The sequence below is a fragment of the Treponema sp. genome (genome assembly GCF_052169735.1).
Classification (GTDB): domain Bacteria; phylum Spirochaetota; class Spirochaetia; order Treponematales; family Treponemataceae; genus Treponema.
This window is the reverse complement of the sequence record NZ_JBQNBW010000050.1, coordinates 1-20,136: the sequence shown is the minus strand read 5'-3', so window position 1 is coordinate 20,136 and position 20,136 is coordinate 1. Positions and strand designations below refer to the sequence as shown.

Below are 20,136 nucleotides of genomic sequence, written 5' to 3'. Positions count from 1 at the left end.
AAACCGTCTGCAATAATATTGATGGCGATACATCTATGCAGTTTATCATACGATTCTCCGGCTTTAAAATCCGCTGTGTACATCTTTGCCCAGTAGAATAGCGTTCGTTTTATAAATGAGGCATTCCATGACGCTTGTATCTCTATGTCAATAACCGTACCGTCGGTTAGCTTGAGCTTTACATCAAGGATGCCAGTTTTATCGCTGAACTCCTCTTTCGTCAATTCTTTGTCCATGAATTCAAGATCGAGAACCTGTTGCGGTGTAAGGTCAAGAATGCACTCCAGAAAGTCCTGCAAGAGCGGTTTATTTTCTTCCGAGCCTAACAAGCGTTTGAATGCGTAATCGTTTGTTAGCGTTATCTGTAATTCGTCTTCCATAGCTGTAGAAAGTATAGGACATCAGGATATAAAATGCAATGTGTGGTGTACAGGAGAAAAACACAAAGCGGGGCGGAATATAATTATGAAGGGATAGTACAGCGTTTTTAGGTCGTTATAATGCGGAATCCCTGTCAGAGCCTTCAGGGCAACTCTTCTTGCAATGTATAATCCTCCGGATAAAATCTTCAATACGCTTGAAACAGCTTTTTTTTTTAGATATACTGAAGAGTAGTCGGCATAGCTGTATTGAGGGGCATCTTTGAGCATTTCTGAAAAGTCGATTAGCTTTTTAGAGGTGCCCGACGATAAAGGTGAGCGGGCTATTATTGGGCATCTCCTAAAAACTGCGTTTTTTAGAGGTACCGATTATGAAGCAGATGGAGCGTGTTTTTGCAGCATACATTATTTTGGAAAAAAGGACTTCAGTTTTCATGTACGCAGTGTTCTGCATGCTGCCGATACGATCCGGGGTTTGTGTACCTTTCTGTCCGCGACCTTGAAAGACTGCAAGAGTGGGCTGCTGTAGGGCGGTCTGAATTTATCAAGAAGTTTTGCCGTTGGGTACTGCAAGGGGATGGGTATGAATACCTTTGCCTTCAGGAACGGGCAAATTATGACTGTATTTTATGGAATAATGGCTGTATTGCATATAATTATCGGCCTTTTCAATGCTCTTCCTATCCGTTTTGGGATTATCTTTTGGAACATGAGCAGCATTGGAATGCAAATGCCCAAAACTGTCCGGGAATAAATCACGGACAATGGCATTCTGCAGAAGAGATACAAGGCTTGCTTGATACTGCAAAACAATTCCCTGTTATTAGACGAAAAACCACTGGTGAAGATATGGTCTTTACCAAAAAGTAGAGGAGCGTATGCGGGTACATTTTTGGGGCGTTCGCGGTTCAATTGCGACCCCGTTGAGCGCAGCTCAAATTCAGGCAAAGATTTCTGCGGTTGTTCAGCGAATTACCGAAAAAGATATTGCGGATCAAGACTCCCGGGAACGGTTTCTTGCCTCGCTGCCTCCGTGGCTCTTCGGCACCGTAGGGGGCAACACCACCTGTGTTGAGGTAGAAACCGGAGAAGGCAATCATATTATCTTTGATGCCGGCAGCGGAATCCGTGAATTGGGAATTTATCTGCAAAATCAGTTTGACTATTTTGAAAAGCCGCAAACCTATCATTTATTTTTTTCTCATTTCCATTGGGATCATATCCAAGGGCTGCCCTTCTTTTTGCCTGCATACGATTCGCGTAATACGATTATCGTGTACAGCACACGCCCTAAAATGCAGCAATTTTTGGATGAACAGATGCAATGGCCGTATTTCCCGGTAACGATGTCGGGAAAAGGCGGCTTTACTGCAAAATTTGAATTCCGCTGCATTGCTCCTGATGAACCGTATATCCATATCGGCAATACAAAAATAGGCTGGCACCGGGTACGGCATCCGGGAGGCTGTGTTGCCTATTCCGTGCTTGATGGCGAAAAAAAGTTTATCTTTTCTACTGATACCGAGTTACGCCCTCAGGATTTTGAAAAAAATGAAGAGAATATTGCCTTTTATAGCGGCGCTGAGCTGATTATTATCGATGCGCAGTATACCATGACGGATTCAATCGAAAAAATCGGCTGGGGACATTCGACTTTCTCTCTTGCTATTGATTTTGCTACCTCATGGGGTATTAAACAGCTGGCTCTATTTCACCATGAACCGACCTATAATGATAAAAAGATACTCGCCATACAGGCAAGTGCTCAGCATTATTGCGATTATATCGGTGCGAATGGGCTTGAAATATTCAGCGCAGTAGAAGGAACGGATATTTATCTATGAACGAGGATAAGCAGCCGTACTATTTTTCCGATTCTGAGTTAAAAGCGCTTGCAACGCTATTCCGCCAGTGCAATCCGCTTTCCGATGACCTGTACCCGTTCAGTATTTTTGTTCAGCAGTACATCTATCAGAATCTTACCATTGCCGAAGCTGAACGCTTGTACACTGTGTAGCGCATAATGAAAAAGTATATCCGGTATGTATTGTATTTTAGTGCCGCTTTGTTGTGTGCCGGTGCCGTGGGAATATATGGGCTTACCATGCCTCCGGCAGCGGAAACCGAAGGTTCCGAGCAGCTTTTTACCATAAAACGCGGGACATCTGTGCGTACTGTTGCTGCTGATCTACAGACAGCGGGACTTGTGCGTTCCGGCTATGCTGCCTATTTCTATTTCAGACTCTTAAGACTGCCCCTCAAAGCGGGTACCTATAAACTTTCTTCCGCTATGTCTCTGCAATCTGTTGCAGCATATTTGCAGGAGGGAAAGCACGAGCTGATAAAAGTAACCCTGCCTGAAGGGCTCACCCTGTCTAAAACAGCAGCCATCCTTGCGGAACGGCAGGTTATAGAGCTATCTGCTTTTTTAGGAGCGGCTCAGAACCCTGAACTGCTGAAAAAATACGGTATTCCTTCCGGCTCAGCTGAGGGGTTTTTATTTCCTGATACTTACTTTTTCTCATATAATGAAACATCTGAGCGGATTGTAACAGCGTTGCTCGATAATTTTTTTACCAAGACCGCCACTATTCCTCATTTCCCAACCGATCCTGCTGAGCGGTATAATACCGTTATTCTGGCGAGTATTGTTGAGCGGGAATACCGGGTGCCGGAAGAAGCGGTAAAGATTGCCGGTGTTTTTTCCAATAGGCTTGAAATCGGGATGGGACTCCAGTCCTGCGCCACCGTTGAATACATCCTTACCGAAGTACAGCATAAACCGCATCCCGATCGGCTGCTGAACAAAGATTTGGAAATCGATCATCCCTATAATACCTATAAGTGGCGGGGCTTGCCGCCCGGTCCCATCTCAAATCCGGGAATAACAGCGCTCTACGCTGCCTGTAATCCTGAAAAAAGCAGCTATCTTTATTTTCGGCTGGAAGATTCCGGAGCCGGCACCCATGTATTCACGCGCAGCCTTGCCGAACATGCCCGTGCAGGATCGCTCATTGTGAAGCGGGCTGCAGGGCATTAAGCCATTATGCCGAAAGTTACTACCGAAACTATCGATGCGGTGAACGCCCAAACCGATTTGGTTTCGCTGGTCGAAAATTATACGCATCTGGAAAAACGAGGGTACGACTGGTGGGGATGCTGCCCCTTTCACAACGAAAAAACACCGTCGTTCCATGTTATCCCTGATAAAAAAATGTACCACTGCTTCGGCTGCGGAGCAGGAGGTTCAACCATCAAGTTTTTGATGGAAATGGAAAAACTTTCCTTTATTGAAGCTGTCGAAGCCTTGGCAAAACGGGCGGGTATTCCGGTCGTCTATGCCGAAGGGCAGTACCAGCCTTCTGCAGACGATACGTTTAAAGACGCTCTGCTGGAATTATACCAAAAGGTGAGCGGTACCTTTCATTATTTTCTCTTGCAGACTCCGGAAGGTGCAAAGGCTTTGCAGTATTTGCAGGAGCGGGCAGTCAGTCCCGAAATGATTGAGCGGTTTAACCTGGGATATTCACCGGCAAATCGGCAGTGGCTCTTTGCATTTTTGCAAAAAAAGGGGTATTCACAAGAGTTTTTAGCTCGTACCGGCTTGTTTTCAACCAAATATCCGCAAATTGCCTTTTTTTCAGGGCGAATTATGTTTCCTATTTGCAACCGTCACGGTCAGCCGGTTGCATTCGGCGGACGTATTTTGGAGGGAGAGGGGCCGAAATACCTTAACACGGGCGATTTGCCTCAGTATAAAAAGCGGGAAACCTTGTTTGCCTTTTCGCAGGCGCTCCCGCAGATCAGAAAAGAAAAAACAGTCATTTTTTGCGAAGGCTATATGGATGTAATCGCCTTTCATCAGGCGGGAATCACCAATGCGGTAGCGCCGCTGGGTACTGCGCTCACGGAGGATCAGGTAAAACTGATTCGCTCTTTTGCCGATACAGTTATCCTTTCGTTCGATTCAGACTGGGCAGGACAGGAGGCAACATATAAAGCTATCAAGCTGTGCCGGTTAGCGCATCTGCAAGTGCGGGTACTCCTCATTAAGGATGGAAAAGATCCTGCCGAAATTTTGATGCAAAAAGGTGCTGAGGGTTTGACATATCTTGTAAAAAATAGTATATTGGATAATGATTATCTTGTTCAAATCGCAGCGAAGCGTTTTGATGTGATGAGTCCCGAAGGAAAGGCGCAAGCTGCCGCTTTTCTCTTTCCTTATATCGAGGTATTGGAATCCGATATTCAAAAAGAGTCAACATTACAAAGATATTCGGCGGACTTGGGCATAAGCTCAACAGCGTTATTTACTGACTTTCATCAGTATAACCAAACAAAAGAACCGGTGCCGCCGGTACAAAAACGTGAGGCGCAAAAGCACATTGCGCTTACTATGACCGCAGAACTGAGGATTGTGCTTGCTGCAGCTGCAAATCCTCACCTGTTCAAAACAATGCGGGCAGAGTTGAACTCCGATAATTTTGAGGATCCCGCAGCAAAGGATTTATTTATTGTATTAGAAGAATGTTATCGCGCCGATGCAAACACGTATGACAGCTTATTAGCGCATTGCCCTTCAGATACATTGAGGAGTGCCGTAAGCAATGCCATTATTTATGGCGAGTTTGCAGAAAATCCTGAAAAACTGGTGCGTGATGGTATCTACTATATCAAACAAAATGCTTTACAGCGGCACAAGGAACTCATAGTCCGTAAATTGCAAGCTGCGCACGGATGCAGTAGTGTTGATGAAATTCAGCAGGTAAATGAATTGCTGGCTGAAAAACTGCATATCGACAAAATGCTTGCAGAATTAAAGGAAACGATGTAGATGATAGATATCACTGAAGATCCTATTGTTATAAAGTTGATTGCCCATGCAAAAGAACATAAAACCTTGACATGGGATGAGCTGAATGATCTATTGCCCGAAAAAATGATCAGCTCTGAAGCTGTTATGGACGAAATCCTCGATCTCCTTGAACAGGAGCAGATCCAAGTAATTGATGATGCCGTAGAAGACACTGATGATGTGTTCGCAGATGAGCTGGATGAAGTCGAGCTGGAAAGCGATGAGCAGTTTTTTGATGGGGCTGAGCTTGAGCAGGGAGAGCCTGAGTTTGCTAAACCTGAAGAGACCCATAAAAAGCTGTTGAACAATGACCGTGAAGCGATTGTAGACGATCCTATTAAGCTGTATTTGCGTGATATCGGTAAAGAAAATCTGCTTACTGCTGAGCAGGAGGTTGAGCTATCAAAGGCAATGGAAGAAGGCGAAACCATTATCAAAGATGCGATAAAAAATTCCGGTGTCCTTGTTTCCGAAGTGCAGATGATTGCTCAGAAGGCTTTTGCTAAAATTAACTCATCCGAAAATAACAAGCCCCGCAAGGAACTCAGCTATGAGGATGCTGAAAAGAAACGGCTGCGGCAGGCTTATGGTGAGCAGCTGCGTCCTATTTATCCCGATATTAAGTCATATATCGCCCTGAAAAAAAAGCTGTACGATAAAGAGACGCTTGCCAGCTTTTTAGACGATGCCGATCTGCAAAAAACACGGAAAAAAGTTCTCAATTATTTACAAAAAATTGAATTTCAAACAGAAGAAATTGAAAAAATTTCGGATCACTTTTTAGAAGCGGCAAAAAAAATCCGTGAATACCGGCGCAGACGAGAAAAGAAACAGCAGCAGCTCGGTGTTCATGCGTATTCGGACTTACGGAAGCTTGGAAAACGGCTTGCCATCCCCCGTGAGCGGCAGAAGCTGGAAGAAGAGCTTGGTATGACAGCAAGCGATATCCGCGATATTTACACGCATATCCAAACACTGATCCGTAAAGTGCGCAAGATCGAATATGATTTTGAAGCTTCAACCGAGGCTATTATTGCACTGGCAAAAGAGATTAAGCAGGGACATGCCCGTTTAAAAAAGGCAAAGGATAAGCTCATCAATGCAAACCTCCGGTTAGTGGTTTCTATTGCGAAAAAATACACCAATAGGGGATTGCACTTCTTTGACCTTGTGCAGGAAGGAAATATCGGCTTAATCAAGGCTGTTGAAAAGTTTGAATACCGCAAGGGGTATAAATTTTCTACATATGCAACGTGGTGGATCAGGCAGGCAATCACGCGGTCTATTTCCGATCAAGCGCGTACCATCCGTGTTCCCGTTCACATGATTGAGCAGATCAACAAGGTGAACCGCGAGTCTAAGCAGCTGTTGCAAAAGTTCGGCAGGGAGCCTACCGATGAAGAAATTGCAGTGCAGCTTGGCTGGACTGTTGAGCGGGTAAAGCAAGTCAAAAATGTTGCACGGGAGCCTATTTCGCTTGAAACACCGATTGGAGAAGAAGAAGATTCATCCCTCGGCGATTTTATTGAAGATAAGGAAGTCGAAAATCCTTCAAATTCAACGGAATATATCTTATTGCAGGAACAGCTGCATGAGGTGCTCTCATGCTTGCCGCTGCGTGAACAGGAAGTGCTCAAGATGCGGTTCGGACTGATTGAAGGCTATCAGCTGACACTGGAAGAGGTCGGCTTGTACTTTAATGTAACACGCGAACGTATTCGGCAAATTGAGGCAAAGGCTTTGCGCAGATTACGGAATCCTCGGCAGAGTTGTAAGTTAAAGGATTATTTGGATACATAGCGGAAAACCTCTAAAGGCGTATGTTTTTAGAGGGTTCCAAGGATATATCGCTGGCGGCAGGCTGCTTGGAATGAGCAGTCTGCCCATATGAGGAGAGGGAACACATAATGGTTGCAACGGAAGTTTTTGATAAGCTGCGCGAATTACAGGATATTCTGGCACGAAAAAATCAGCTTGATATGGAAATCTTGGAGGCGCCGCAGCTATTGGTAAAACAAGAAGAACTCTTGGCGCGGTACAAGACCAATTATATTAAAAAAAATACCGATGACGAAGCAATACGTCAAACAATTGGGACACTGAAAGCTGAACTGTTTGAAATGGAACAAAGACGGGAAAAAGCTGAAAAGGCGATGGATGGTATTACCACGCAGCGTGAATATGATGCTTTAGATCGGGAGATTCAAGAAGCAACAAAGCGGGAAGCCGAGCTGCGGAAGGAAATCCTCAAGAATGAGTCAGCCCATAAGCGGCTTGATGAAGAAATTAAAAATGAAGAGGCAATGATTCGGCAGCAGGAACAGGAGCTGGATGAGCGGAAAGCTGTTATTGAAGCTGAAATTACGCACAAGAAAGAAGAACTCGCGGCTCTTGCTGAGGGCGAAAAGCATTTGACTCCTGATTTGGACAGCGATACCCTCTTTAAGTTTGACCGTATTATAAAGAATAAGCAGGGTGTCGGTATTGTACCAGTGCAGGGGAGCGTCTGTATGGGCTGTCACATGATTTTGTCAGCTCAATTTGCCATCGAGGTACGGGAAGGGAAGAAGATTATGTATTGTCCCTACTGCAGCCGTATTCTTTATTATCAGGAAAGCGATGAAGATTCTGCAGAAGATATGGTATTTGATGATATGGATATGGGCAGCTTAGCCGATTTGGACGATTCAAACGAGTACGATGGGGCGGATGAAGACAGCAGCGACGATTAAGCCTTGCGGATTTTAGGATGATAGAATAGAGAGCCGGTAACCGCTGCAGTGTTCTATATGCAGAGGAAAGTCCGGACTCCTTCGGAGATGATGCCGGCTAACGGCCGGGCGGCTGATGTTGTAAAACACAGCTGACAGATAGCGCAACAGAAAATATACCGCCGGTGAAACGGTAAGGGTGAAAAGGCGGGGTAAGAGCCCACCGCGTTTTCCGGTAACGGAACGGCAGTGCAAGCCTCATCAGGAGCAAAATCGAATAGTAGGGGATATCCGATCCTTACTTTACGGGTTGATTGCGGAAATTACTACAGTAATGCAGTAATCAGATAGATGGTTACCCTGTTCGCAGACAGAATCCGGCTTACGGCTCTCTATTTTTTATTTTTATTGTCATAGGGAATGTATGAAGCATCATCAGTATAATAAACGTCGTTATTCCTCAAAACTGCATATTTTCAAATATATGCTCCTTGGTCTGTGTATTATATTGATTGTCGCCGGAGCTGTTTTTTTTATTAACGTGTACCGTATACGTTATTTTCATCTTCCTTCCATAAATACTGTCTATAGTGATTGGGAAAATAAAGATTATGCTGCGGTCTATGCAAAAACGGCACAGATTTTGGAACGGCGCCCTATGGAAGGAACTGCACTTGCACTGCACGGCTTTGCTGCATACTATCTTTTTGCCGAACAAACCGATGTATCAGCCGGCGCCGACTATTTGACAGCAGCAGTTGTGCATCTGCGCCGTGCCCTGTATCTCACCAGAGAAAAAGATATTCCGAAAATTGCGTACATACTCGGTAAAGTGTATTATCAGCAAGGTTATTACTATGCCGACCTTGCCGTAAAATATTTGGATCAGGCATACGCAGGCGGTATTGAAGCAAGCGATTTGGCTGAGTTCCGCGGAATGGCGGCTTCTCTCTTAGGAGATACCGATAAGGCGATTGAAGCGTTTACACAGGCACTTGCGGTAAATCCGTCGGATTTAGTGCTGTATGCTGTCGCAGATAATTATAAAAAAAAGGGTAATACGCAAAATGCGGTACTCTATCTTTTTGAAACCATCAAAAAAACAAGCGATGCCGTACTGGAAGTCCGCTGCCGGAATCAGCTGGGCTTTTTGTTTTTAACAGAAAATAAAACTGCGGAAGCCTTAGAGCAGTTTAACCTTGTGCTGGAAAAGGATGTGAATTCTGCGGATGCACACTACGGTATCGGGTTGGTATATGAGAAACAAGGTGATATAATTAAGGCTCGGTATGAATGGCGGCAGGCAATACGGCTCAATCCCATTCATGCAGAAACACGTGCAAAATTGAATATAAAATAGCGGCTTACTAAAAGCATACGAATCTTTATTTTCAGCCGCGCTCATATATTAGAGTAGAGATACAGGAGGAGAAGGAAAAGCATGGGCTTTTTTAAGAGATTTTCTGCAGATATTGGTATTGATTTAGGAACATGTAATACCATCATTTATATAAAAGATAAGGGAATTGTAGTAAATGAGCCGTCTGTTGTGGCGGTGGAGCGCGGTACAAAATCCGTAGTTGCTGTCGGTGCCGAGGCAAAAAGAATGCTCTGGCGGACACCCGGCAATATCATCGCAATCCGCCCTTTGAAAGACGGGGTTATTGCAGATAAAGACTCTACCGAGAAGATGATCCGGTACTTTGTTTCCAAGATTCTTCCTCGGCACCGTCTTATTAAGCCGCGTATGGTTATCGGAATACCAAGCTGCATCACCGATGTGGAAAGCAGCGCTGTACACGAAAGTGCTTTGAAGGCAGGGGCAGGCAGCGTTGAGGTGTTGGAAGAATCGCTTGCTGCGGCTATCGGCGCTCATATTCCGATTACGGAACCGGCAGGTAACATGGTATGCGACATCGGCGGCGGCACTACGGAGGTCTCGGTTATCTCCCTTCTTGGAATGGTTGTTACCAATGCCATCCGTGTCGGCGGCGATGAGTTTGATCAGGCAATTATCAAGCACATCCGTTCTGTACACAACCTCATCATTGGTGAGCAGACTGCAGAGCGGCTCAAGATAGAAATAGGAAATGCTTTTCCGGAAAAAAATATGGAGAAGGTGGAAATAAAGGGTACCGATGCAATAACGGGATTACCCCGCCGCCTTGAAATTGATTCGGTAGAGGTACGGGAAGCGCTGCGGGAACCGATAACACAGATTGTTGAAGAGATTAAATCTACCCTTTCTCAAACGCCGCCGGAACTGGCTGCGGATATTGTGGAACGGGGTATTGTTATGACCGGCGGCGGTTCTCTGCTCAAGGGCTTACCAAAGCTGATCTCGAAGGAAACGCATGTACCGGTTATTCTGGCAGAAGATCCTATGAATTGCGTTGCGATCGGCGCCGGTCTGTACTATGATGTGTACAAGGATATGTCGGGCAACCGCAGCCTCTATGAAAGTTTGAACCGCTAAAATGAAAAAAAAGTTTTCATTTAAAACGCGGCTCGATGTTGTTTTGCTCATTGTGCTGCTGATTATCTCATCGGTGCTGCTTACCTTTTCGGGCGGAAAGTTTATTATCGATTTTAAGTCGGTGGGTTTTTCGGTCGCAGCGGGGACGGAAAATGCCGTGCATTCTCTATCGGAGTTTGTAATGGATACGGTTACCGCAGTACGGGAGCTTGCTGAACTGAGGACAAAATACGCAGAGCTGACCGAAAAGCTCAAAGACTATGAGCTGCTGCAGCGGTCAAACGCAGATATCCGCCGCGAAAACAGGGAACTCAAAGAGCTGTTAGGCTTTGCTGATGAAATAAGCTATAAAAATATTCCGGCACAGATTACCGGATTCGACCCCGACAATCTCTACTCCGGTATTATGATCAACCGCGGAACAAAACACGGTGTGCGTAAAAATATGCCGGTGATCGCCTTTCAGGGCAGCAATGCGGGCTTAGTCGGGAAGATTGTGCAGGTAGGCCGCACGAGCAGCATGGTTATTCCGGTGTATGACTATCAGTGTTATGTTGCTGCCCGTGTGCAGACAACAAAGCACCGCGGTTTATTGAACGGGCAGGGGAGTACAGACCTTCCGCTGATTATGCGGTATGTGCAAAAGCGGGCAAAGGATGAAATCAGTATTGGCGATAAAATTCTTGCCTCCGGAGAAAATAATCTTTTTCCAAAGGACAGCCCCATCGGTATTGTAACCGGTATCAAGGTACATGATTATGAAACCTACCTTGAACTAACCGTAGAACCGATAATCGATTTTGCCCGTCTTGATTATGTGTTTGTGCTTGATTTATCCGCTACGGAAGAGGAGACAGCAGAATGAAGCATGTAATACTCTGGACAGCTGCTGCAGCCTTTATGCTTGGGGTTTTTGAAACGGCAATTCTTTCTCATTTCCATGTATTACCGGCATTACCCGATCTTATCATTATTTTGGTTGTCTATATCGCTCTTTACAATGGGACTACGGCAGGGCTGGTTGCCGGGTTCTGTTCAGGACTGATTTTTGACTTTTTGTCTTTGGCACCGTTTGGGCTTCATTCATTTATGTTTACCGTTATCGGCTTTTTATACGGGATGCTCTACCGGAAATATAATGTACGGCGTATTCTGTTTCCCCTCTTTTTAGCCTTTTCTGCAACGCTCTTAAAAGCAGGTCTTTTATTTGCCTTGCGGTTTTTATTCGGGCAAGGTATTCAGGTCTACAGTATGATGTCTCTTTCATTCTGGTTTGAAACGGCGTTCAACACTATAGCGGCTCCGCTGCTCTTTGTGCTGCTCGGCTTATTTCCCTCCGCTTTTGAGGTACAGGAGCCATAGTATATGAACGAACCTGACTTTCAGCGGATCAACCGGCGTTTGACTGTCTTTAGCGCTTTTATCTTTTTTGTCCTTGCAGTCTATCTCTTTCAGCTTTTTTCCATGCAGATTATCCGGGGTGCCCAGTTCCGAAAGCAGTCTCAGACCATATCCCAACGGTCAGAGCGGATTCCTGCACAGCGCGGGGAGATATTTGACCGCAATGCCAATATCCCTATGGTGCTCAACACCAATACCTTTGCCGTTACGGTAACGCCGGGCGAAATAGCGCGGGACGAACTGCCCACGGTGATGACCCGTCTTGCAAATATTTTACATATTCCGGTTAGCGATGTTGAAAAAAAATTGCCTGCCAGTGTACGCCGTTCCTTTCAGAGTGTAGAAATACGGTCAAATATCCCTTATGAAGTGATTACTGCCCTTGCGGAAAATATCGACGAATTGCCCGGAGTGTCGTGGCATTCAAAACCGATGCGCAATTACGTGGAAACCCGTTCGTTTTCGCATATCCTTGGGTATGTCGGCGATATTACCAAAGAAGAACTGAAAACCTTTTACAACAAGGGCTATACTGCCAATAGTTCAATCGGTAAGGCTGGAATTGAAAAATATTACGATGAGCTGCTGCGCGGTGAAGACGGCAGCGAGTACCGTACCGTTGATGCAAAAGGGCGTTTGATTGAAAGCGGTACTGCTGTTATTCCGCCGAAAATGGGGAATAATCTTATTTTAACGATTGACCGAAAGATACAGGAGTTGGTAGAAGATGCGCTTGGAGAGCGGATCGGCGCAGCAGTGGTACTCAAGCCTGCAACGGGAGAGGTGTTAGCTCTTGTGTCCTATCCGTATTTTGACCCTAATCTCTTTTTAAATGATAATGGAAATGAACTGTATGCCAAGCTCTTGCATGATACCCGTAATCCCCTGCTGAACCGTGCGGTAAATGCAAGTTATCCTCCTGCTTCAACCTTTAAAATCGTTATGAGTACTGCTATTCTTGCAGAAAAAGCCTTTCCGCCGGATAAAAAAGTACTGTGTGCAGGTGAAGTTGACTATGGAGAGCGTATATTCCGCTGTCATATCAGGCGGCCGGGGCATGGGTATTTGGATTTGCGGAATGCACTTGCTCAATCCTGTGATATTTATTATTGGACGGTATGCCGCGACAATCTTGGCATTGATAAAATGGTGGAATATATCCGTAGTTTTGGCTACGGTAAATCTGTTGAGATTGATCTGCCGAGTCAGGCGGACGGCTTGGTTCCTAATCCTGTATGGAAGGAGCGCCGGTTTCACGAGAAATGGCTGGGCGGAGATACGATGAATATGGCAATCGGGCAGGGCTTTATGCTCGCTTCCCCCATGCAGGTTGCTAATATGGTTGCAATGGTTGTCAACAGCGGGGTTATTTTCAAGCCGCATCTTTTGAAAGAAGTCCGTGCTCCGGGTACAAATGAACTTGTTTTCGAGAAAAAGCCGGAGATTTTGCAGCAAAGTGATGTTCCGCGGGAGGTTTTTGCACAAGTCCGCTCTGATATGCGATACATGATCACGAATGGAACGGCACAGGTACCGCTTCATAATACCGTTGTGCAGATCGCCGGGAAAACAGGTACGGCGGAAGTGGGGCGGAAAGATCATTGGCACTCGTGGATGGCTGCATACGGACCGTATAATGCGCCGCCTGAGGATGCCGTGGTAGTTGTTGTACTGGTTGAAGCGCAGAATACGTGGGAATGGTGGGCACCTTATGCAACAAATATCATTTTTCAAGGAATATTTGCCAATCAAACCTACGAAGAAGCAGTTGAAGCATTGGGACGCAAGCGCTTTGCATCGGTTGGAAGGACGCGGCAGGAATGAACATTAGAAATATTACCAACTTTGATTATCTATTGTTTTTAGCGGTTTCCGGTTTGTCGGTTATCGGTATTCTTTTTATCTATTCGTCCGGAGTAAATGCTGACGGCGTTTCTATGTCTAACGAATATATCAAACAGCTGGTATGGGTTATTTCCGGGCTGGTGTTCTTATTCATTGTCAGTATCTATGACTACACAAAAATAGGAGACCGTGCTTTTTTAATCTTTGTTCTTGCTATGCTTTTACTGGTATATACCCGCTTTTTCGGTAAAAGTGTAAAAGGAGCTACAAGCTGGATCGGGATCGGCGGCTTTGGTATACAAGTTTCGGAATTTACAAAGATTGTCTATATTCTGTATCTTGCATGGTATTTGTCGAAATCCCAGAATGAAAAAGCCTTTCGGCGGTTTCTCAAGGCAGCCGTTATTATGGGGATACCGATGGGCTTGATTTTATTGCAGCCTGATCTTGGTACTGCTTCCGTGTATTTGCCTATTTTTTTAATTATGTGCTTTATTGCGGGGCTGCCGCTGCGGTATGTGTTCGGTCTTTTGGGGATGACTTTGTGTATGGTTATCTTTATGCTGCTGCCGCTATGGGAAACAATGATTTTGCACCGCCCCTCCCTTGCCGTAAAGGTATTGGGGAATAAAAATATTGCGCTTTTGATTATCTTTTCTCTTATGAGTGCAGCTGTTATTGCCGCTATCGGAAATCTCCTTTTAAAGAAACGGTACTATTATTGGATCAGCTATGTGTTTGGGATTGCGGCAGCAGCTCTGTCCGGAGCCTTAGTGGGAAGCAGGGTGCTCAAGGAGTACCAGATGAAGCGGCTGATTATCTTTTTGGATCCTCAAAGCGATCCCCGCGGGGCAGGCTGGAATATTATCCAGTCAATGACGGCAATCGGTTCCGGCGGAAAATCAGGATTGGGCTTTTTGAAAGGTACGCAGAGTCATTACCGTTTTTTGCCGGAGCAAAGTACGGACTTTATCTTTAGCATTCTTTCCGAAGAATGGGGCTTTCTTGGCGGTTTATTGGTGTTCATCCTGTATGCGGTGATCTTTTTTAGAATTTTGCGGACAATCAAAAAAACGGATAATTTATTTGGAAAACTGATTGCGTCCGGCGTAATCGGTATGCTTTTTTTTCATTTTATTGTAAATGTCGGTATGGTGATGGGATTTATGCCGATCACCGGAATCCCTCTATTGTTTCTCTCTTATGGCGGCTCTTCCCTGTGGACAGCGATGATCGGAATCGGCTTGGTTATCGGTATCAGTTTACGCCAGCTGTAGGTTTTCTTTGCGGTGCTCCAGCTGTCGACATACGGCAGCCGGAGTGCGCCGATAAATGAGCCGTCAGTGTGTTTTTGCCATTTCACTAATAAATTTCTTCATACATTCGAGGGTTTCCGTACTGATGTGGTGCTCTATGCCTTCTGAATCGAGCAGTGCGGTTTTCTCACTGACACCGAGTTTTAGCAAAAATTTGAGCACAATGCCGTGCCGAGCTGCACACTCCTGTGCTAATCTTTTCCCTTCTTCAGTAAGTCCTATCGGCTTATGAGCAGTATTTTCAATGAGATGATTCGTTTTGAGCCGCTGAAGCACTTGAATGACTGACACATGACTGACGCCAAAGTATCGTGCAAGATCCATTACGCGGCATTTTCCATTTTCTTTGCTTATTTGCGCAATAGCTTCGGTATAATCTTCTAGTATTTCTATTGCATGATCCGCGCGTGTCCGCGAAAATGCTGCCGAAGCCTCTGTTTTTTCCTCTACCATTTGTTTATTGTATACGGTTCGACGGAGGTCTTTCAAGGGGTTGCCGGGGAATGCGCTCTCATTACGGTTATCCGTCTTTAAGAAAGCATCTTGCATTGTAACGGCTTATGAGCTACACTTTACTTATGAACTATATTGATTTACGAAGTGACACTGTGACTTGGCCCACAGACGCAATGCGGGAAGCAATGGCAAAAGCTCCGGTTGGCGATGATGTGTATGAGGATGACTCTACCGTACAAGAACTGGAGCAATATGCAGCAAGTATTACCGCAAAAGAAGCAGCTCTGTTTGTTCCTTCCGGGGTATTCGGTAATCAGTTGGCGCTTTTTACCCATAGTCCGCGTGGAAGCGAGGTTATTTTAGACGATCAAAGTCATATTGTGCAGCATGAAGGCGCGGCTGCAAGTATCATCGCAGGGGTGCAGCTGAGGACGGTTGATACTCACGGGGCTATGCTTTCACCGGAATCAATTGAACAGCGTATTCGTATCGGTGACGATATTCATGAACCCAAAACCAGTCTTATCTGTGTGGAAAACGCACATTCAAACGGAAAGGCTTTCTCGGTGGAAAGTATGGAAGCGGTTAGAAGGTGTGGAAACCGTTATCATATTCCCATTCATCTTGACGGAGCGCGCCTGTTCAATGCAGCTGCAGCTCTGAATATTGAAGCGCGTGAGCTTACCCAGCATGTGGACTCTGTGATGTTTTGCCTTTCAAAAGGGCTTTGTGCTCCGGTCGGTTCGATTTTAGCGGGTAACCGCAAGTTTATTGAACAGGCACGCCGGAACCGTAAAATCATGGGCGGCGGCTTACGGCAGGTAGGTATTCTTGCTGCAGCAGGGCTTGTTGCCTTAAAAGAAATGCGTTACCGGTTAGATTGCGATCATCAAAATGCTGCATTATTGGAGCATTTATTAAGCGATATTTCGAAAATCGATGTTGCACATGACCGCCGTGATATAAATTTTGTATTCTTTAAAAATAAGCCGGATGCCAACTTAGATGTAGAAGCCTTTGTTGAGTACATGAAAGAAAACAATATCCTGATCAATCCCTGCGATAAAGACGGCTATTTCAGGCTGGTTACGCATTATTGGATCACAAAAGAGCATATCCACCGCATTGCCGGTACAATTAAGGAATTTTACTCCTAATGCAGCCGAGTTCCCACAATATAGTGACACAAGAATCCCGTATAAAGATAGTGCGTATTGCGTCTTTTATCGCACTTGGCGGTAATTTGCTGCTGTGTATTCTCAAATTGATAGCCGGATTTATTACGGGAAGCCTTGCTGTGTTGGGAGATGGTCTTGACACGGCAACCGATGTCGGTATTGCTGTGATGGCTGTATTAGTCAGTTTTATTATCAATAAACCTTCCGATTCCCGTTATCCGTGGGGACGGCAGCGTGCAGAAACCATTGCGTCGATGGCTCTTGCATTTATCATCATATTTGCCGGTTTCCAACTGTTTACCGCATCAATCAATAAACTGATTCAGGTATATAACGGTGCAGTACTTGTTATGCCGCAGCCTATCGCGATGATAGTAACAGGGGTCTCTATTGCCGGTAAGCTGCTGCTTGCATTGAATCAATATCTTATGGGGAAAAAAGCTCAAAGTTTGATGATTCTTGCGAATGCACGCAATATGATAAACGATATTGTTATTTCAGCATCGGTGTTTATCGGCTTTATCATCTCGCTTATTTTTCATGCACCGTATTTTGATCCTATCATGGCATTGTTTGTTTCATGTTTAATCATAAAATCCGGCATCACGCTCTTTATTGAACTCAATGTGGAGCTGATGGACGGGAATACTAATCAGCAGGTATACGAACAGCTGTTTGCTGCTGTAGCCACCGTGCCGCAGGTAAAGAATCCTCATCGGGCACGTATACGGAAAATGGCAAATCTCTGGGATATTGATTTGGATATTGAAGTTGATGGTGCGATGCCGGTAAGCGAGGCTCATCTTATTGCAGAAAAGACTTCAGCTGTTATTAGAAATGTACTGGGAAATGTTTACGATGTTGTAATACACATCGAACCTTATAATTCCGATAGAGTAGGGGAGTGTTACGGTGTATCTTTGGAAGAGCTCAATAGTTTATCGCCGTCGCGGTAACCTTTTCGATATTATGCTGCTTGCGTACTTTACGCCTGCGGTTTTCTAGGTTCTTCAACAGGATGAACGTCTTTCATCTCATTCCAAACCTTATCGAATGCCGGATGGATTTTCTTAAAGTACTGAATGAGCTGCGGATCAAAATGCTTACCTGCATTTTCTATAATATAGGCTGCCGTTTCGTCATGAGTACGCTCTTCTTTATATGAACGTTTCATACGGAGTGCATCATATACGTCTGCAATAGCGACAATCCGTGCTGCTAGAGGTATCATCTCTCCTTCCAGTTTAAAAGGATAGCCAGTCCCATCCCAGCGTTCGTGGTGACTTAATGTAATCTCCTTTGCCATTGGAAGTGGATATGATGAGACGATGAGTGCGCCGTTGATTGTGTGTTCTTTCATTACTTCCCATTCTATATCGCTGAGCTTGCTTTGTTTTTGCAGGATATAGTCGGGTGTGCCGATTTTCCCAATGTCGTGGATAGCAGCTAAAAATGAAATACTCTCAACAAAATCTTGAGTAATCTGCGGATAAATATTGAGCTTGAACAAATATTCGGTAAATTCTTTGCAATAAAAATTCAGCCGTTCCGCATGGTTGCCGGTATCATTGTCTTTTAACTTTGAGGCTTGCAGCAGACCGCTTAACATGAGTTTATAGGTATCAATATGCTCATTGGTTATGTCTTCAAATATCATCCAATAACCGATAAGATACTGCGTATTGATAAAAATCGGATGCACTCTGACCCTTGTATACAGAGTTCTGCGGCTTCTTGTTTTGTGAACCATAGTACCGATCCACGAAAAGCCTTTTTCCTTTGAACGTATTGCTTGGAAGAATGTGTTTAGTTCTTCTTGTGTGAATATCCGTCCTAAAATATTAAAAAGCGGCTTTTTTTCGAGGGCATAGTAGTCTTTGAAAAGTGCAAAAGCCCCCCTGTTAATATGCCGAATTATTAAATTACGATCAATAATAAGAGTCGGAATAATTTGTCCTTTTGTCAGTTCCGCCAGCTCTGAAAAATAGTCTTTCATGCTATTTACCGGTTGACCGGTTTGCGTCTCAGGTGGTGTCGTGTTTCGCATATATTAATCCTTTTCTGCATCACTTTTTCTAATATACTGCGGCCCTGCATAGTCAGCCGCTTCTTGGAGTAAACTGCTATTTTTCTGCATATAGGTGATCATTGTATGTGCAAAAGAAAGCGGGTCAGATTCTAAAAATTGAAACGGAATACCGCTGTTTATGACGGCAGGAGCATTTTTAAATGCCGCCGTTCCATATCCCGCGATCAGCCATGGTTCTTTTTCTGAAAAGTAGGGAAGCATGTCGGCTGCCGTTTTATCAAAAACCTCGGTAATGGGCGTTCCATTTTTGAAAAGCTGGATATAAAAACGGTCTCTTTTTGCATCGATCAGTGTTGCAATATTTCCATTCCACATTTCGTAGTATGATGCAAGACATGGCAGTGTCGGAATGGGGATAAAACGGCAGTTGCTGCTTAATTGTAACGCTTTTGCCGCAGCAAAGCCGAGCCGCAATCCGGTAAAAGAACCCGGTCCCTCCGGTGTTAGTACCATGTCGATGCTATCGGCAGTGAATCCTGCCGCAGAAATTGTGGTGTCTATCAGTGTTACGAGCCGTTCGGCATGTGATGTTCCTACCCCGGTAAATGACTGGGTAACCAAGCCGTTGGAACCCTGTGCTGCAATGGAAAGGGGCGCCGCAAGCGTATCTATTGCGAGTATATTCATGATACTGCCTCGTATTGCACTAAGGTATCGGCAGAATACTGCCAATTCGTTATGGTAAGTGTTCTCCTTGAATCCGGCTGTGCTTCAATGTGAATAAGGATGGTACGGCTCGGCAGTTCCGACATAATCTTTTCACTCCATTCAATTACACAAACCCCTTGTCCGTATAGCATATCATCCACACCGAGGTCTAAAAAATCTTCAGGAGATCCGAGCCGGTATACATCAATATGGTAGAGCGGCATCCGCCCGTAATATTCGGATATAATGGTAAAAGTAGGACTGGTTACCGGCTCTGATATGCCGAGACCCTCAGCGATTCCCTTTGTCAACTGTGTTTTTCCTGCTGCAAGGGTACCTTGTAAGGCGAGAATATCACCCGGCTGGAGTAATTGTCCGATTGCTGTGCCTAACTTGATGGTTTCTTCTGCTGTTTTTGTTGTCAGTATCATATAAATCCCAGCTATACTTTTCTGCAGCGCGTTTATATCGAAGATAAACCACAGTCTGCATGCTGCTGTATAGTAGTATGAAATGCACGATTTGTATAGACCTTAACATCAATAAATCGGTGGAACAGAATAATTATTGGATAAATAAATATCAATATTGTTATACCGAATGGGGGGGGGGTATTCGATAAAATTTGCACTTTTCATAATTTCTAATCCTACTACCATTATATTCTTAAGAATACTATTGGCAAGCCGATTTGTCAAGGGAAAAATTAAACCTGTTCGGCAAAGCATAAATTGCAAGAGGTATTGCCCCAAAAAGGAATTTTTATGATATCTTCTGATAT

At 44.7% G+C, this 20,136-nt stretch carries 20 protein-coding genes and 1 other RNA gene; 16 read left to right on the top strand and 5 right to left on the bottom strand.

Features of this window, described 5'->3' with window-relative positions; all coding sequences use genetic code 11:
- Positions 1 to 380, bottom strand: a 380-nt coding sequence (locus ACTTJ8_RS08780) for an Rpn family recombination-promoting nuclease/putative transposase (protein ID WP_442720939.1), incomplete at its 3' end; no start/stop codon positions are given.
- 393 nt (positions 381 to 773) lie between these two features.
- Between ACTTJ8_RS08780 and ACTTJ8_RS08775 the strand changes: the two genes are divergently transcribed.
- The 14 genes from ACTTJ8_RS08775 to rodA all read left to right on the top strand — a co-directional run bounded on the left by ACTTJ8_RS08775 (position 774) and on the right by rodA (position 14,945).
- Positions 774 to 1,250 (top strand): YkgJ family cysteine cluster protein, encoded by a 477-nt coding sequence (locus ACTTJ8_RS08775; protein ID WP_442720938.1) that lies wholly within the window; start codon positions 774 to 776, stop codon positions 1,248 to 1,250.
- 8 nt (positions 1,251 to 1,258) lie between these two features.
- On the top strand, positions 1,259 to 2,224 hold the full coding sequence (locus ACTTJ8_RS08770; protein ID WP_442716320.1) for an MBL fold metallo-hydrolase: 966 nt from the start codon (positions 1,259 to 1,261) through the stop codon (positions 2,222 to 2,224).
- Entirely contained in the window at positions 2,221 to 2,397 is a 177-nt protein-coding gene (locus tag ACTTJ8_RS08765) for a hypothetical protein (protein WP_442716321.1), read from the top strand. Before ACTTJ8_RS08770 ends, ACTTJ8_RS08765 begins: the two co-directional genes overlap by 4 nt.
- A 6-nt stretch (positions 2,398 to 2,403) precedes the next feature.
- Entirely contained in the window at positions 2,404 to 3,420 is a 1,017-nt protein-coding gene (gene mltG, locus ACTTJ8_RS08760) for an endolytic transglycosylase MltG (protein WP_442720937.1), read from the top strand.
- Positions 3,421 to 3,426: 6 nt separating this feature from the next.
- Positions 3,427 to 5,214 carry a DNA primase gene (gene dnaG / locus ACTTJ8_RS08755; protein ID WP_442720936.1) on the top strand — a complete coding sequence of 596 codons (1,788 nt, stop codon included), beginning with the start codon at positions 3,427 to 3,429 and terminating at the stop codon, positions 5,212 to 5,214.
- Positions 5,215 to 7,035, top strand: coding sequence for an RNA polymerase sigma factor RpoD (gene rpoD / locus ACTTJ8_RS08750; protein ID WP_442719064.1), 1,821 nt, complete (start codon positions 5,215 to 5,217; stop codon positions 7,033 to 7,035). It abuts the gene before it with no gap.
- A gap of 107 nt (positions 7,036 to 7,142) precedes the next feature.
- The gene (locus ACTTJ8_RS08745) at positions 7,143 to 7,967 is read left to right on the top strand and encodes a zinc ribbon domain-containing protein (protein WP_442716325.1); all 825 of its coding nucleotides are present in this window, start codon (positions 7,143 to 7,145) and stop codon (positions 7,965 to 7,967) included.
- A gap of 25 nt (positions 7,968 to 7,992) precedes the next feature.
- Positions 7,993 to 8,346, top strand: an RNA gene (rnpB, locus tag ACTTJ8_RS08740) — RNase P RNA component class A.
- A gap of 84 nt (positions 8,347 to 8,430) precedes the next feature.
- Positions 8,431 to 9,306: a tetratricopeptide repeat protein gene (locus ACTTJ8_RS08735; RefSeq protein WP_442720935.1), complete on the top strand. Its 876-nt coding sequence runs from the start codon at positions 8,431 to 8,433 to the stop codon at positions 9,304 to 9,306.
- An 81-nt stretch (positions 9,307 to 9,387) separates the two neighbouring features.
- Positions 9,388 to 10,422, top strand: coding sequence for a rod shape-determining protein (locus tag ACTTJ8_RS08730; protein WP_442716327.1), 1,035 nt, complete (start codon positions 9,388 to 9,390; stop codon positions 10,420 to 10,422).
- A gap of 1 nt (position 10,423) precedes the next feature.
- Positions 10,424 to 11,287, top strand: a complete 864-nt coding sequence (mreC, locus tag ACTTJ8_RS08725) for a rod shape-determining protein MreC (RefSeq protein ID WP_442719062.1) — start codon at positions 10,424 to 10,426, stop codon at positions 11,285 to 11,287.
- On the top strand, positions 11,284 to 11,784 hold the full coding sequence (gene mreD, locus ACTTJ8_RS08720; protein WP_442720934.1) for a rod shape-determining protein MreD: 501 nt from the start codon (positions 11,284 to 11,286) through the stop codon (positions 11,782 to 11,784). The genes mreC and mreD overlap by 4 nt, the downstream gene beginning before the upstream one ends.
- 3 nt (positions 11,785 to 11,787) lie before the next feature.
- Positions 11,788 to 13,647 (top strand): penicillin-binding protein 2, encoded by a 1,860-nt coding sequence (gene mrdA, locus ACTTJ8_RS08715; RefSeq protein ID WP_442719061.1) that lies wholly within the window; start codon positions 11,788 to 11,790, stop codon positions 13,645 to 13,647.
- Entirely contained in the window at positions 13,644 to 14,945 is a 1,302-nt protein-coding gene (gene rodA / locus ACTTJ8_RS08710; protein ID WP_442719060.1) for a rod shape-determining protein RodA, read from the top strand. The genes mrdA and rodA overlap by 4 nt, the downstream gene beginning before the upstream one ends.
- Before the next feature lie 63 nt (positions 14,946 to 15,008).
- On the opposite strand, the gene mntR is transcribed toward rodA, so the two are convergent.
- On the bottom strand, positions 15,009 to 15,437 hold the full coding sequence (mntR, locus tag ACTTJ8_RS08705) for a manganese-binding transcriptional regulator MntR (protein ID WP_442720933.1): 429 nt from the start codon (positions 15,435 to 15,437) through the stop codon (positions 15,009 to 15,011).
- Positions 15,438 to 15,562: 125 nt separating this feature from the next.
- Between mntR and ACTTJ8_RS08700 the strand changes: the two genes are divergently transcribed.
- Together ACTTJ8_RS08700 and ACTTJ8_RS08695 are read left to right on the top strand one after the other, a co-directional pair.
- On the top strand, positions 15,563 to 16,597 hold the full coding sequence (locus ACTTJ8_RS08700; RefSeq protein WP_442720932.1) for a threonine aldolase family protein: 1,035 nt from the start codon (positions 15,563 to 15,565) through the stop codon (positions 16,595 to 16,597).
- A complete protein-coding gene (locus tag ACTTJ8_RS08695; protein ID WP_442716334.1) occupies positions 16,597 to 17,574 on the top strand; it encodes a cation diffusion facilitator family transporter in 978 nt (325 codons plus the stop codon). Before ACTTJ8_RS08700 ends, ACTTJ8_RS08695 begins: the two co-directional genes overlap by 1 nt.
- Before the next feature lie 29 nt (positions 17,575 to 17,603).
- Here the strand turns inward: ACTTJ8_RS08695 and ACTTJ8_RS08690 are convergent, their stop codons facing one another.
- From ACTTJ8_RS08690 to tsaE, 3 genes are read right to left on the bottom strand one after another with little or no spacing between them, the layout of a single operon-like run.
- A complete protein-coding gene (locus tag ACTTJ8_RS08690; protein WP_442720931.1) occupies positions 17,604 to 18,665 on the bottom strand; it encodes an HD-GYP domain-containing protein in 1,062 nt (353 codons plus the stop codon).
- Between the two features lie 3 nt (positions 18,666 to 18,668).
- Positions 18,669 to 19,334 carry a tRNA (adenosine(37)-N6)-threonylcarbamoyltransferase complex dimerization subunit type 1 TsaB gene (gene tsaB / locus ACTTJ8_RS08685; protein ID WP_442719058.1) on the bottom strand — a complete coding sequence of 222 codons (666 nt, stop codon included), beginning with the start codon at positions 19,332 to 19,334 and terminating at the stop codon, positions 18,669 to 18,671.
- Positions 19,331 to 19,786 carry a tRNA (adenosine(37)-N6)-threonylcarbamoyltransferase complex ATPase subunit type 1 TsaE gene (gene tsaE / locus ACTTJ8_RS08680; protein WP_442716337.1) on the bottom strand — a complete coding sequence of 152 codons (456 nt, stop codon included), beginning with the start codon at positions 19,784 to 19,786 and terminating at the stop codon, positions 19,331 to 19,333. The genes tsaB and tsaE overlap by 4 nt, the downstream gene beginning before the upstream one ends.
- Positions 19,787 to 20,136 lie beyond the last annotated feature (350 nt).

Bases quoted from the DNA above. Each gene is read 5' to 3' on its own strand.
- ACTTJ8_RS08770 (WP_442716320.1), top strand. From the start codon at position 1,259: ATGCGGGTACATTTTTGGGGCGTTCGCGGTTCAATTGCGACCCCGTTG.
- ACTTJ8_RS08765 (WP_442716321.1), top strand. From the start codon at position 2,221: ATGAACGAGGATAAGCAGCCGTACTATTTTTCCGATTCTGAGTTAAAA.
- mltG (WP_442720937.1), top strand. From the start codon at position 2,404: ATGAAAAAGTATATCCGGTATGTATTGTATTTTAGTGCCGCTTTGTTG.
- dnaG (WP_442720936.1), top strand. From the start codon at position 3,427: ATGCCGAAAGTTACTACCGAAACTATCGATGCGGTGAACGCCCAAACC.
- rpoD (WP_442719064.1), top strand. From the start codon at position 5,215: ATGATAGATATCACTGAAGATCCTATTGTTATAAAGTTGATTGCCCAT.
- ACTTJ8_RS08745 (WP_442716325.1), top strand. From the start codon at position 7,143: ATGGTTGCAACGGAAGTTTTTGATAAGCTGCGCGAATTACAGGATATT.
- ACTTJ8_RS08735 (WP_442720935.1), top strand. From the start codon at position 8,431: ATGCTCCTTGGTCTGTGTATTATATTGATTGTCGCCGGAGCTGTTTTT.
- ACTTJ8_RS08730 (WP_442716327.1), top strand. From the start codon at position 9,388: ATGGGCTTTTTTAAGAGATTTTCTGCAGATATTGGTATTGATTTAGGA.
- mreC (WP_442719062.1), top strand. From the start codon at position 10,424: ATGAAAAAAAAGTTTTCATTTAAAACGCGGCTCGATGTTGTTTTGCTC.
- mreD (WP_442720934.1), top strand. From the start codon at position 11,284: ATGAAGCATGTAATACTCTGGACAGCTGCTGCAGCCTTTATGCTTGGG.
- mrdA (WP_442719061.1), top strand. From the start codon at position 11,788: ATGAACGAACCTGACTTTCAGCGGATCAACCGGCGTTTGACTGTCTTT.
- rodA (WP_442719060.1), top strand. From the start codon at position 13,644: ATGAACATTAGAAATATTACCAACTTTGATTATCTATTGTTTTTAGCG.
- mntR (WP_442720933.1), bottom strand. From the start codon at position 15,437: ATGGTAGAGGAAAAAACAGAGGCTTCGGCAGCATTTTCGCGGACACGC.
- ACTTJ8_RS08700 (WP_442720932.1), top strand. From the start codon at position 15,563: ATGAACTATATTGATTTACGAAGTGACACTGTGACTTGGCCCACAGAC.
- ACTTJ8_RS08695 (WP_442716334.1), top strand. From the start codon at position 16,597: ATGCAGCCGAGTTCCCACAATATAGTGACACAAGAATCCCGTATAAAG.
- ACTTJ8_RS08690 (WP_442720931.1), bottom strand. From the start codon at position 18,665: ATGCGAAACACGACACCACCTGAGACGCAAACCGGTCAACCGGTAAAT.
- tsaB (WP_442719058.1), bottom strand. From the start codon at position 19,334: ATGAATATACTCGCAATAGATACGCTTGCGGCGCCCCTTTCCATTGCA.
- tsaE (WP_442716337.1), bottom strand. From the start codon at position 19,786: ATGATACTGACAACAAAAACAGCAGAAGAAACCATCAAGTTAGGCACA.